The sequence below is a fragment of the Rhodospirillaceae bacterium genome (assembly GCA_040219235.1).
Classification (GTDB): Bacteria; Pseudomonadota; Alphaproteobacteria; order Rhodospirillales; family Rhodospirillaceae; genus WLXB01.
Genome location: JAVJSV010000004.1, coordinates 115,066 through 128,219, shown reverse-complemented (window position 1 = coordinate 128,219; position 13,154 = coordinate 115,066). Strand labels below are relative to the sequence as shown.

Genomic DNA, 13,154 nt, shown 5'->3' with positions numbered 1-13,154 from the left:
AAATGGGCTCAAATAGACCAAGACGGTCCCAAATAAACCGCCCATAAATTTGCAGAAAAGTGGTAGCGGAGGAGAGATTTGAACTCCCGACACATGGATTATGATTCCACTGCTCTAACCAACTGAGCTACTCCGCCACACCCTTTGAGGCGGCGATTTATTAGCGTTGACCTGGTCTATTGTCAAACACTGGTGCAAAATCAGCCGTTTATTGCAGCCACCTAGGCGGGCAGCGCCCCGACTTCTAAGCGCTTGTTGAGTGGAAGAAAGTCAGTTTTTTGGTCTGCTTTAATCCATCCGCCCCCCAGAATCTGGTCTCCGTCATAAATTACGCAAGCCTGACCAGGAGAAACACCATAGAGCGGTTCCTTAAACTTAACCGTCGCTGATTTCTCTAACATATTGAAATCTAACGTTGCTGGAACAGGTTCATGGGTATTCCTGACTCGAGCTAAAATGTCTTGTGAAGTCTGTAAATGTCCACCTTCTATGGATAACCAGTTTAAATCTCGGAGCGTCACCTCTGTTTTGGCAAGAGCCTCTCTTGGTCCAACGACAACGGTGCTGTCTTCAGGACTGATCGAGATAACGTAAATAGGGGTCTCTTCTCCGCCGAGCCTCAACCCTCTGCGTTGACCAACTGTGTAGTGACCAATGCCGTCATGCGGTCCTAAATCACGACCATCAATATGCTTGAATCGACCTTTTGAGGGCTCACTCGGAACGAATTTCTCAATAATATCTGTGTAACTACCAGTCGGCACGAAACAAATATCCTGGCTATCCGGTTTTGAAGCAATACTGAGGTCATATTTTTCCGCTAGTCGTCGCGTCTCAGCTTTCGTCAACTCACCTATCGGAAACCTGAGATACTCGAGTTGATCCTTTGTTGTTGCGAACAAAAAGTAAGATTGATCTTTGCTTAGATCAATCGCACGACGCATGATAATGGCACGCTCTTGGTCAACTCTTCGAATATAATGGCCCGTCGCCAGGGCTTCAGCGCCAATATCTTTTGCTGCTGCAATTAAATCCCTAAACTTAACGGTCTGATTACAAAGGACACAGGGTATAGGTGTCTCACCTTTCTGATAAGCCTCAGCAAACGGAACAATGACATCGGCCTCAAAGCGCTTTTCATAGTCTAATACGTAATGAGGAATGCCTAGCTTTTGTGCGACCCGTCTCGCATCATGAATGTCTTGGCCGGCACAGCAGGTTTTGGATTTTGAGGTAGCCAGCCCATGATCATACAGTTGCATGGTCAGCCCAATAACATCATAACCCTGCTCAACCAAAAGTGCCGCAGCAACCGAGCTATCCACTCCGCCAGACATCGCGACAGCAACTCTTTTTTTAGACTTGAGAGAATTTGTAAGAAGGTTATTCATAACAGGCGGCATATATCCCAGCACTCAAATAACTGCAACACCACATTGATATCATGAGACCCCTTTATCCTAGCATATTGTGTGTTTCATTAGGGAGTGAAACGAGCAACCCATTAAGGTTTGGAGTTAACCTGATTTGGCATCCTAGCCGGGAAGTTCTTGTTAATCCGTGTGTCAAGTCCAGCATATCCTGCTCTTCCTCTGATGGGTCTTGGAGCGCATCAAACCATTCAGCTGATACGATGACATGGCATGTGGAGCAAGCCATCGCACCTTCGCACGCACCTTCAATAGAAAGGTCATTTGCTCGGGCAACATCTAACAAAGTTTGCCCCACTTCACATTGTAAAGCTGCTTTTTCTCCTGATGAAAAAATAAAAGTAACTTCAATCACTAAAAAACTCCACGAGCAGATATAATGAAAGTACAACTCTAGACGTTCAGAGCTCTGCCCAAACGTTTAAAAACGCCTCTAACTCAGACCAGGCAGTATTTTGACCAATGCTGATACGGATAGCAGACCCAGCGAGACTTTCATTGACTGACATCGCCTTTAGAACGTGACTTGTCGCAACTTTTCCGGACGAGCAAGCCGCTCCGGCGCTTACTGAATAACCGCTAAGATCAAGTTTAATAATCTGCCGCTCGTTACTCATCCCCTCAAGGGCCACACATGTGGTATTTGGTAACCGCGGTCTATCTTCGCCAAAAATCACTGCATCAGGGCGCATCTCGCGGATTTTGGCTTCTAACCTGTTACGTAAATCTTCAATCGCCATCAAATTGGACTGTGCGTTCACAAGCTGAGCGGCTGTTCCAAACCCGGCAATGCCGGAAACGTTCTCAGTTCCTGCGCGCATAGAGCGTTCTTGTCCGCCCCCGATAATGAGCGGCTTGAGCTGCTGGGACACATTACTAACAAAACAGCCAACCCCTTGAGGCCCACCGATTTTATGTGCTGAAAAAGTTAAAAAATCTGCCTCTATTGGCAAACTGTTCTGGCTCAGTTTTCCTGGCCCCTGTACAGAATCACATAATATCAAACCGCCGCGATAATGGACGATATCAATCGCCTCGCGTGTTGGCTGGATCACACCAGTTTCATTGTTTGCAGTCATTAAGCAAAATAGAAATGGTGAATTAATAGATGAAAGTGTCTCCCGGAGTGCCTCGAGTGAAAGCTCTCCTGTCGGGTGCACTGGAATATGATTTCTTGTAGGAACGAGTTCAAGAATCGAGGGATGCTCTATTGATGAACAAAAAATTTCCTTAACAAGGCCAGCATATTTAAGCCCTAGTATAATCGTTGAATTTGCTTCTGTAGCACCAGAGCAAAACGTAACTGCAGAAGGGGCCACGCCGATCATTTGCCCCACCTGATCTCTTGCATCTTCTATTATCGCCTTGGATAAGCGACCATCTTGATGGATAGAAGAAGGATTACCCGTAATGGCAAGCGCCATGGATATAGATTCTATTACTTCAGGACGTACCGGAGCAGTCGCGTTGTAATCTAGGTATTTTCTTTGATTTGGGATTGCCATAACAATCCCACTTCTAGCACCTACTCAGCAGCTCGTGGTGCAGATTCAGCAGGTATTTGATCATAACCGACTCTGCCATCCACAACGTCTTGAAGAGACACCCCATTAAAGACTGTTAAAACTTTAGCGCTCATTGCATCCCAGAAAGCCTTGGTAGAGTCTGATGAGCTCCCAAGAGGCATTACATCGGGAGAAACATAAGGCTGTTTCTCATCCAAAGCAGAAATAATCTCTCCTGTTGAAATGCTGTCCGCAGAACGGGATAGAAGGTATCCTCCACCAGGACCACGCACACTTACAACTAAACCACTCTTGCGAAGAGATGCAAAAACCTGTTCAAGATATGATAGCGAGATAGACTGTTTTTCTGCCAAAACAGCCAGAGCTAACGGCTTTTGTGGGCGTCTAAGAGCCAACTCGACCATGCCATTCAGTGCTAATTCAGCTTTTGTAGTTGGTTTCACGTCAAAAATCCGATTTTGCGTTACAATTAACATTTGTACGGCTTAGATTTTACTTCGGATCATCGATTTTTATATTTTAATTCCAATCGGTTAGGTGTTCTGTCATAAGTTATTTATCGGCTTTGATGCGAAATCGCTTTTGCATCTGGGTATAGTTTTACGTAAATAAGGTCTAACACCCTTTCTTTCGCTGACCAGGAAGTCAGCAAATCAACGGATTAAAAATGCCAGAAATTATTATCAACGGGCCAGAAGGTCGTCTTGAAGGGCGATACCATCATGCTGAAGATCCAAAATCCCCCTTAGCCATTATTCTTCACCCCCATCCACAACACGGCGGGACGATGAATAACAAGATCGTATACAATCTGTATTACATATTTGTGCGACGTGGTTATTCGGTACTGAGATTTAACTTCCGAGGTGTTGGTCGATCTCAAGGCGAGTTTGACAACGGAACCGGCGAATTATCTGACGCTGCTGGTGCTCTTGATTGGATGCAATCCATTAAGCCCAACGCCAGTGCATGCTGGGTCGCTGGTTTTTCATTCGGTGCATGGATTGGGATGCAGTTGCTGATGAGACGCCCAGAAGTAGAAGGTTTCATATCAATAGCACCGCCCGCCAACATGTATGACTTTTCCTTCTTAGCACCTTGTCCATCATCCGGACTAATTGTGCAGGGCACAAATGATGATGTTGTTCCTGAACCCTCGGTAGAGAAACTCTGCAATAAACTAGCATTGCAAAAGAATATTACCGTCGACTACAACTTGATAAAGGGCGCAAACCACTTCTTCAAAGATCATATGGATCAATTATCAACGTCAGTTGACACCTATTTAGATGCGAGAGACGCCTTAAAGGCACAGGGAAATACCTAAGTTTAACAAAGTTTACCCGTTGGTAAATCGGGCTCAATCAATTTCCCTCCCGTAAGCGGTTCACTCACGCCTGTCGTCCCCTTAAATGAGAGGGGTAGACCTCTTACCGATCTAACAGCCATGAATGCGAAAGCCTGCGCTTCTAGATCATCACCATTGACTCCGACTGAGTCGATTTTTTCTACAGAGCAATGGCTTCTGGCAGATATCCCCGCCATGAGGGTTTCATTGTGGCGACCGCCTCCTGTCACATAAAGCTTTTTTGGAAGTTTGGGGCAAAGGCTAAAAGAAGAAATAATAGACTGCGCTGTAAATGCACAGAGAGTCGCCGTTCCATCAGCAGGGCTTAAACCAATTATTGGTTTTATAGAAAAGTCAGACCTATCCAGACTCTTTGGATATCCTAACTTGAAATAAGAATTTTCAAGAAGTTGAGTTAAGGCTTTCTGATCAATTGCCCCGTTTGCAGCAAGAGAGCCATTATTATCGAAGCGTTCACCAGTGCATTTCTCCACCCAAGCGTCCATCAGAGCATTGCCAGGTCCAGTATCAAACGCAATGACTTCATGATTAGACTCCCCTAACCATGTTACATTTGCGATCCCACCAATATTAACGACTGCAATAGGTTTTTCCTCATTATGCAATAAAGCTGCGTGATAGACCGGGGCAAGCGGTGCCCCCTGCCCCCCATTGACAACATCGTTACTTCTAAAATCGTAGACTACTGGGACTCCAATATCATTCGCGAGTTTTGCTGGGTTGCCGATTTGTTGCGTTATTTTTTGCTCAGGCCGATGAAGAACAGTATGGCCATGAAAACCAATCAGGTCAGGCCGAGCCCACTTACTTGAAGGCTGCTCATAGCTTAACAGCTCTCGAATAATATCTATGTGGATACGGGTCAGTTCACCTGCAAGCGCGTCGTCCCCGGATTCCGTGTTAGTGGCACCAGCAATTTCAACTGCCTCTTTCAACTTCTTTCGAAAGGGATCAAGATAGGGTACTGTCAGGGCAGGCCCAATGGTTGTGATTGATTCTCCATCCGTTTCAATAAGCGCAGCATCAACTCCATCCAAAGAAGTTCCGCTCATCAGTCCAATCGCAACAAGTGGGCGTGTCGTGCTTTTAAGGTTCATCGTTGCCCTCTTAGAAAGCCCGTGATATCCACGGCGAATAGCGATTAGGCTACATTTACTGCTTCATTCATACTAATTACTCAATGGATATTCGGCCATGACGTCCGATTCATCAAGCCGTTCGGAACTCCTTAGTGTCTTGCAGTCACGAGGTTTTATTCATCAGTGCACGGACATTAACAAATTAGACGAACTCGCCGCTAAGCAAGTTGTAACTGCCTATAATGGGTTTGATGCAACAGCTGATAGTTTGCATGTCGGCCACCTATTGCCAATTATGATTCTGAGGTGGATCCAGAAAACAGGTCATAAACCCATAGCTTTGGTTGGTGGGGGAACGACAAAAGTTGGAGACCCGTCCGGTAAAGATGAAACCCGCCAGTTGCTTACTGAAATAGAGATCAATAGCAACATTGCTTCAATTAAGAAAACATTTGAACGACTGATATCTTTTGGAACTGGCGAAACGGATGCCATTCTTGTCAATAATGCAGAGTGGCTGGATAAGCTTGAGTATATTCCGTTTTTACGCGATATAGGACCACATTTTACAATCAACCGCATGTTAACGATGGACAGCGTGCGCCTTCGCCTTGACAGAGAACAACCACTTACTTTTTTAGAATTCAATTACATGATTTTGCAGTCCTATGACTTTACAGAATTGCATCGGAAATATGGCTGCCTACTGCAAACGGGTGGTTCTGACCAATGGGGCAATATCGTAAATGGCGTTGACCTGGGCCGCAGAACACTTGGTGCTGAACTCTTTGGTCTGACGTGCCCTTTGATCACAACTTCATCCGGAGCAAAAATGGGGAAAACAGCTGCTGGAGCTGTTTGGCTGAACGATGAGAAACTGAGTTCATATGAATACTATCAGTATTGGCGTAATACCGAAGACCCAGATGTAGGACGATTCTTGAGACTCTTCACTGAGCTTCCGCTAGAAGAGATAGAGCGCCTTGAGAAACTTAAAGGTGGAGAAATAAACGAAGCAAAAAAAATTCTCGCCTACGAAACCACGCTTATACTTCATGGAAAAGACGCTGCCGAATTAGCGCAAAACACCTCTCAAGAGACGTTCGAATCTGGCGGCACAGGAAGAGAACTTCCTACTGTAACCTTATCCAATGAAGAGCTATCTGAAAAAGTATCGCTTATCGACGCTTTGAAAAAATCTGGCCTATGCATTTCAAACGGAGAGGCCAGACGACTCATACAAGGCGGCGGCGCAAGGATAAATGGGCAACCCATTGATGACGATACAAGGTTACTTACTCAAGAAGATCTAGTCGACGGATCAATAAAACTATCAGCCGGAAAAAAGCGCCATGCCGTTATTATCCTCAATTAATCAACTTGAGTTAATTTGTTGACGACTGCTGCACGTCAATTAGGAGAGCATTATCTAGTTATTTGCAGCTTGCGGCGGATCGAATACTGAGAAAATCCCCCTTAAAAACCCAGGCGTTAAAGTGGCAAGTGGATTAACGGTAATCTCTGTACCATCGGCTTGCCCGCGTATCGCGTAGGTAGCAGCGAATATTCCTCCGTCCTCTTCTCCTCCAGTTAGCATTGGTCCGATCAATGGTATTGATCCAAGCGCACTGTTAAGGGCATAAGCTGGAACTATAGTTCCATTAGCGGTAAGCGTATTATTGGCAACATCGTATTGTCCTGCAGTTGTGAGGCCAATAGAAGTTCCATACATCGCACCATTGTTAATTTCCAATTTCTGGTCGGAGTAGTTGAAGGGAGCGTTCAATCTGGAAAAAGATAAGCCATCTCCCTGTAGCTCATCAACAATACCCGTTAGTGATGCAACTGAAAGAAGTCTCGCAAGTATAGGGGCATCTTTAATTTTGAAGGTCTTAATGCCCAGAGTTCCATTAATAGAACCATTTACTTGTATGGTCCCAGCAAGCGAAAGATCACCACCTACAACATTCTGACTTAAGCCTAGAGCCTTAAATAGAGCACCACTATCAGTACTGCTGGTGGTAAATACTCTCTCTTGCCCAGAAGGAGATAGATCAAATACAAAATTTTTATTGTTCTCCAAAACACCTTCAATTTTTATGATCGTCAACCCTGTAACTGACTGTTCAATCTCCGAGGTCACATTAGAAATCGGGCTGTTTTCTGAGAGCAACACGTTTTCAATTTGCCCTCTAAACCTGAATGCGGTTTTTGCTTCCTTAACACTTGAGCCTGCGAGACTTCTCGTGCGGTTACTTTGCGTAAATGACTGCCAAAAAGCACGACCATCTAAAAATGGACCGCGCGCTTCAATTTCAATAACTTCATTGTCCAAATTGTTAGCGATCAGCTCGAGCTCGCTTAGGCCAATCTTGCTGCGATCAAGCCGTAACGATTGAATTACTCCATTGTTCTGAAAATCTAAACGACCGCTCAACGCCAAATCTGATTCGTCAGACCTAACTTGAAAGCGTTGAATTGAAATCAATTTGCCATCAGAAATGTTTGCTTCAGCGTTAAATAAGGCTGGTATGTTTGGAGCCTTGCTCCAATTTAGATATGGGATATGCAACTCTGCTAGTCCCAAATCAGCCTCAATGATAAGTGTCTCTCTTTCGTCCCGGTTAACCGTATAAATAACCTCCGTTCTGATAGGACCATTGATAAATTGTGGTGCAATAAGAGTTGGAGCAAGCCCCGTAACAGACAACTGCTGGCTTTCCATAATCGCATCTAGAGCGTACTGCCGCCGGAAACTCTCACCACTGAAATTCTCACGCCAAGTAACGCCAGAACGAACACCATTTAACGATCCAGTACCAACAATATCCATGCCCAAGTTATCAACGGCTAAAGTAAATTGTCCGGATTCAACAGCTATACCAAATGCCGACTTCTCTATTTTTATATTTTGTAGTGATGCAGTCGCATTCACTTCAACATCCGCGAGAGTGACTTCCTTTATTAAAGGAAAATCAATACTCAACAGGAGTTCTGTGCTTCCAGAAACGACCTCAGCTGCTAGTCCTAGACGTTTCGCGTATTTTAGGGGCGGGTTATCAATAAGTGACACGGCATCTGAGATTTGACCGCTTACTCTGATGTCAATATCTGCAGCATGAGCTTCGCTATCAAGTCCGTGAAGCCTCACACGTCCATCATTAACTTCGAGATTTTCTCCTGTAATAGTTTCGTTCACATACCCCGAAGCGATATCGATCGTAACTTCGGATGTCGTGAGTGTCATTGCTCCAGAAACTTTACGAACAGCAGGCATTTGCCGAAGATATGTGACATCTACATCTTTAATATCCGCCGTACCGAACAATTCCTTTACTGCGACAGTCTCTAACGAAGTTCCACCGGCCTCTATATCAAAATTGGCTGCGCTCACTGTTCCACCATTAAGATTAGTCGCAATCCAACTGCGTGTATTCGGTTTAATATCTTGTGGCCAGTAACGCTGAATATCTTTCAAGGTCACTTCGTTAATCTGCAGATTCGCAGAAATCTTCGGCGCATCCTCAACCCAGCCTCCCTGAAGTGATCCTTTAGCAGTTGGCCCATCATTTGCTATAGACACCGCGAAATCCTCTATAGAGAATGATCTTAAACCACTACCAGCGAACGCCCGCAGACTGAATTCATTTACGGGGTAGGATCTCCCGATCGGTAAAGGAAGAGCGAGTTCCCCCTGACCTCGTGCCACCGCCAGCCTAGCTTCTACCAGCACGGGTAAGGCTTTCCTGATCTCAACGTCTAACTCTAACGTTCCATCAATATTCAGATCAGCGCCGTTTAGCACACTTAACAATGGTGTGAGCGTTGAAAAAGCTGACGGTCGAATCCCATCAAAATCTAATTTCAGAGACAATAATTCCTTAGCCTTATTAAACGTTCCGCTACCGTTAAGTGCAGATGCTCTACCGTCAGTCGTATAAGGCAATTCTATTTCGAGTTGCAGTCCATCATCGCTACGCTCGATCGCCAGCATTCCCGACGGAATAATCCACTCTGTCCCGGATGCCTGATCTACGAACTCTATAGTCGCATCACGTATCTGCACGCGACTTAAGTACACTACACGACTGTTAGAAAGCGCTGGGTCCGAGAGTGCAATTACGACAGCATTTAGCAGCTCGCTTTCTGAGTCTATAGGCGCTTTGGATTTACTATCTGCGTCTACACTATCGCTTTCACCTTGCACGCTATTACTGAAATTCAAGGGTTCTAAGCCAAGTAGAACCTGTCCATCATCTTGGCGAGAAAACCTAAGAGTAGGTTTCTCCAAAATCACTTCTTTCGGGTAAGGTGTTCCGTCGAGAATAGACTTTATACTCAAAGCCACTTTCATCTCTGGAAACGAAGCTAATATTGAGCCATCACTTTGTGCTGCTGTAACATTGAGGATTGTGACCAGCGGGGGAGAGTTGAATCCATCCCACTCGACATAGGCACCGCGAACATCGAATATGTAACCGCGCTGCTCAGAACTTAAAGCTTCAGCCAAATAGGGTGCTATAAAATCTATTTCAACCGGACCAACCGACAAACGCCAAACAAGGAACGCGAGGCCGCACAGTAGTATGCTGAAAATTGCTACAATCGCCTTTAGAAGCGAATGGACTGCGCCGTGGACCAATTCACGATTCCATAGTTATTCGAGAAACGCTTATTATCTGATTGCTCTAAGCGCGAGTATTCGGGCTGATGAATAGATTATAATCAGCTATCCATCTAAATGTAAGTTGAAAGCAGGTTAGGAGAAATGAGCAAGAGTTCATTGTTAGCGCACACAAACAGCATGGGTTTGCCTGTTCCCGTAAATAATAGCATGGGAGAGAGATTTCTTAATAAATGGGCAACAGAGGCAAAGCCAAAAATAAATTTCAGAGAAGATCATATCATAGGATTCGGATCAGATATCACGCTTTCTGACCTCTTCGTAAGTTTATTCAGCCATAGCCCTTACCTATCAAATGCTGCCATAAACCACCCAGTGTGCATAAATCGAATACTTGACCTGGGTCCTGATCAAGCATGGCTGCATTTTATGGCTGATCTCCAGAATGAACTGCACACCTATGAAGGCAGTATCGGCTCGTTGATGACTTATTTAAGAACGCAAAAAGTCAGGGCTGCGCTGCATATAGGTATATGTGATATTGCAACGCTTTGGGGCCTCCAAGACGTCACAAAAGCTCTATCGGAATTTGCCGATTCTTGCGTATCCAATGCCCTTGATTTTTTGCTCCGTTCAGAACAAAGCAATGGAAACATCGAGCTTTCCAATCCGATAATGTCCTCAGAAGAGACTGGAGTATTCGTACTTGCTCTCGGCAAGCTAGGAGCTGGTGAACTAAACTACTCGTCTGATATAGACTTGATTGTATTTTACGACCTTGATGGCGTTCCTTATCGGGGCACGAAATCAATACAAGAATGTATCGTCAAGCTCACCAAAACACTAATCAAGATACTCGATGAACGCACTGCAGATGGCTATGTGTTCAGAACGGACCTTCGCTTGCGGCCTGACCCATCCTCAACCTCAATTGCAGTATCTACCGAAGCAGCAGAAATATATTACGAAAGCTTAGGGCAAAACTGGGAACGCTCAGCGTATATTAAGGCAAGAGTTATCGCGGGCGACAGGGTCGCCGGCGAGAATTTTTTACGCAGGTTGGAACCGTTTATCTGGCGGAAATCTCTAGACTTCTATGCCATTCAAGACATTCACTCAATTAAACGCCAGATATACGCCACAAAAGGTGGTGAGCGCATAGATGTTCTAGGCCACAACATTAAACTAGGCCGAGGCGGCATTAGAGAAATTGAATTCTATGTGCAAATTCAACAGTTAATTTGGGGCGGTCGCCTTCACGAAGTTCGCTGCGCCCGCACCCTTGATGGTTTAGAAGCTCTACGCGAGTGCAATTTAATACAGGTGGAGCCTGCACAACAACTTTCTGAAGCCTATATATTTCTCAGAAATTTAGAGCATCGTTTACAGATGTTAAACGACGAGCAAACTCAAACTCTTCCGAAAGAAAAAGTAAAAGCTCAGAGCCTAGCCGCGTTTTCTGGTTTTCAAGAGTATTCCGATTTCGTCGAACATCTTAAATATCACATGCAAAACGTTGAACACCATTATGCTGAACTTTTTGAAGAGACGCCGAGTTTAACGATTGATGGTAATCTGGTGTTCACTGGCACGGATCACGATCCAGATACGCTCGAGACGCTAGATAAGTTAGGCTATAAAAACACTGAGGCTGTGTCACAAATAGTTAGGTCATGGCACCACGGTAGGCATAGAGCAACAAAGAGCACCCGTGCTAGACAAATCTTAACTGAACTCATTCCAAGCATTATATCTGCGTTCAGCAAAACCAGCCAGCCGGATCGCGCTCTTATCAAGTTCGATCAATTTTTAGAGAAGCTGCCATCTGGCGTACAATTATTTTCAGTATTTTTCTCAAACCCAGAAATATTAGACCTCGTTGCTGAAATAATGGGGAATGCTCCTCGGTTAGCCGATTATCTTACGGCATCAAGCAGTCGGCTCGAATATGTGCTCGACCCTGAGTTCTATGATGTTCTTCCTAGTCGCACGGAGCTGGGGCTTGATATAGACAATCTCCTGAATTCGGTCACCGACTTTGAGCAAAAACTAGATACATGCCGGCGTTGGACAAACGACATGAGATTTCGTGTTGGTATTCAAGTGTTGCGTGGCACTTTAAGTCCAATGAACGGCGCAGTTGTTCTTAGTAATATTGCGGAAGCAACAATCAGCAGCCTTACACCACAGGTACTCTCCGAATTTGAACCCAAGTTCGGGATTATAGAACACGGTGAGATCGCTATTATTGCCTACGGCAAACTGGCCAGCATGGAGTTAACTCCCACGTCAGATTTAGATCTTGTTTTTCTTTATGAATGTCCAAATGAGTCTGCTTCAAAAAAAGGAGAACGCACCCTGCCCGCCAGTTCATACTACACTCGGCTGGTTCAACGTATTCTCTCATCCCTATCCGTACAAACGTCAGAAGGGCAACTCTACGAAATTGACGTCCGCCTTCGACCGTCCGGTGATCAAGGTCCCTTGGCCAGCAGCATTGAAGCATTTGAAAAATACCAATTAGATGATGCCTGGACTTGGGAGCACCTAGCCCTCACGAAAACCCGAGCAATTTATGGCTCATCGCATATCAGAGAAAAATTTAATGAGATTAGAAACCGTGCACTTAGTGATAACAAAGACACGATTACACGTGCAAAAGAAATTCTAAGCATTCGCAACCGCTTGCGCGACAAATACACCTACCAGGGAGCCTGGGACATAAAACATATGCCAGGTGGATTAATGGATACCGAGTTTATTGTGCAATTTCTCGTGTTGGAACATTATCAGGACTTAAGTAACCAACAGCTAACCGGAACTCTTCAAGCCATATCAGTATTAGAGAAACACGGTTTCCTTGATAGTAAAGCCACAATAACTTTGTCCCAAGCTATTAAATTATGGAGCACAGTACTATGGCTTTTAAGGCTAACTTTAAGCTCAACCTCAAGTCCGTCGGATGTGCCTCTCGGTTTACAACGTAGGCTTCTTAAAGAAACCGACCAAACATCAATGGAAGCACTTGAAAAGTTTATCGACATCACCAGAGAAGGTGTACTAGCTATTTTCAATGATGTCTTTTTTATAAAAGAAACACGCTCGTCCGAAAATGAATAAAAATTG

The 13,154-nt window shown here is 44.8% G+C and carries 9 protein-coding genes and 1 tRNA gene; 3 read left to right on the top strand and 7 right to left on the bottom strand.

All coding sequences use genetic code 11. The features are described 5' to 3' along the window. Positions 1-60: 60 nt before the first annotated feature. The 5 genes from RIC29_01435 to RIC29_01415 all read right to left on the bottom strand — a co-directional run bounded on the left by RIC29_01435 (position 61) and on the right by RIC29_01415 (position 3,432). Positions 61-137: transfer RNA gene (locus RIC29_01435), tRNA-Met, on the bottom strand. Between the two features lie 84 nt (positions 138-221). Then, the gene (gene mnmA, locus RIC29_01430; GenBank protein ID MEQ8733558.1) at positions 222-1,391 is read right to left on the bottom strand and encodes a tRNA 2-thiouridine(34) synthase MnmA; all 1,170 of its coding nucleotides are present in this window, start codon (positions 1,389-1,391) and stop codon (positions 222-224) included. A gap of 64 nt (positions 1,392-1,455) precedes the next feature. Next, the gene (locus RIC29_01425; GenBank protein ID MEQ8733557.1) at positions 1,456-1,785 is read right to left on the bottom strand and encodes a 2Fe-2S iron-sulfur cluster-binding protein; all 330 of its coding nucleotides are present in this window, start codon (positions 1,783-1,785) and stop codon (positions 1,456-1,458) included. Positions 1,786-1,831: 46 nt separating this feature from the next. After that, entirely contained in the window at positions 1,832-2,935 is a 1,104-nt protein-coding gene (locus RIC29_01420; GenBank protein ID MEQ8733556.1) for a cysteine desulfurase family protein, read from the bottom strand. Positions 2,936-2,955: 20 nt separating this feature from the next. Further along, positions 2,956-3,432, bottom strand: coding sequence for an Rrf2 family transcriptional regulator (locus tag RIC29_01415; protein ID MEQ8733555.1), 477 nt, complete (start codon positions 3,430-3,432; stop codon positions 2,956-2,958). Between the two features lie 191 nt (positions 3,433-3,623). Between RIC29_01415 and RIC29_01410 the strand changes: the two genes are divergently transcribed. Beyond that, on the top strand, positions 3,624-4,283 hold the full coding sequence (locus RIC29_01410) for an alpha/beta hydrolase (GenBank protein ID MEQ8733554.1): 660 nt from the start codon (positions 3,624-3,626) through the stop codon (positions 4,281-4,283). Between the two features lie 2 nt (positions 4,284-4,285). Here the strand turns inward: RIC29_01410 and RIC29_01405 are convergent, their stop codons facing one another. Beyond that, positions 4,286-5,422, bottom strand: a complete 1,137-nt coding sequence (locus RIC29_01405; protein ID MEQ8733553.1) for an anhydro-N-acetylmuramic acid kinase — start codon at positions 5,420-5,422, stop codon at positions 4,286-4,288. A 97-nt stretch (positions 5,423-5,519) separates the two neighbouring features. Here RIC29_01405 and tyrS point away from each other — a divergent pair, with 97 nt between their 5' ends. Next, a complete protein-coding gene (gene tyrS / locus RIC29_01400; GenBank protein MEQ8733552.1) occupies positions 5,520-6,779 on the top strand; it encodes a tyrosine--tRNA ligase in 1,260 nt (419 codons plus the stop codon). Positions 6,780-6,833: 54 nt separating this feature from the next. Here the strand turns inward: tyrS and RIC29_01395 are convergent, their stop codons facing one another. Then, positions 6,834-10,046 carry an AsmA-like C-terminal domain-containing protein gene (locus RIC29_01395; protein ID MEQ8733551.1) on the bottom strand — a complete coding sequence of 1,071 codons (3,213 nt, stop codon included), beginning with the start codon at positions 10,044-10,046 and terminating at the stop codon, positions 6,834-6,836. A 126-nt stretch (positions 10,047-10,172) separates the two neighbouring features. On the opposite strand from RIC29_01395, the gene RIC29_01390 reads away from it, so the two are divergent. Then, positions 10,173-13,148, top strand: a complete 2,976-nt coding sequence (locus tag RIC29_01390; protein ID MEQ8733550.1) for a bifunctional [glutamine synthetase] adenylyltransferase/[glutamine synthetase]-adenylyl-L-tyrosine phosphorylase — start codon at positions 10,173-10,175, stop codon at positions 13,146-13,148. Positions 13,149-13,154 lie beyond the last annotated feature (6 nt).

Bases quoted from the DNA above. Each gene is read 5' to 3' on its own strand.
- RIC29_01410 (MEQ8733554.1), top strand. From the start codon at position 3,624: ATGCCAGAAATTATTATCAACGGGCCAGAAGGTCGTCTTGAAGGGCGA.
- RIC29_01390 (MEQ8733550.1), top strand. From the start codon at position 10,173: ATGAGCAAGAGTTCATTGTTAGCGCACACAAACAGCATGGGTTTGCCT.
- RIC29_01420 (MEQ8733556.1), bottom strand. From the start codon at position 2,935: ATGGCAATCCCAAATCAAAGAAAATACCTAGATTACAACGCGACTGCT.
- RIC29_01405 (MEQ8733553.1), bottom strand. From the start codon at position 5,422: ATGAACCTTAAAAGCACGACACGCCCACTTGTTGCGATTGGACTGATG.
- RIC29_01415 (MEQ8733555.1), bottom strand. From the start codon at position 3,432: ATGTTAATTGTAACGCAAAATCGGATTTTTGACGTGAAACCAACTACA.
- tyrS (MEQ8733552.1), top strand. From the start codon at position 5,520: ATGACGTCCGATTCATCAAGCCGTTCGGAACTCCTTAGTGTCTTGCAG.
- mnmA (MEQ8733558.1), bottom strand. From the start codon at position 1,391: ATGAATAACCTTCTTACAAATTCTCTCAAGTCTAAAAAAAGAGTTGCT.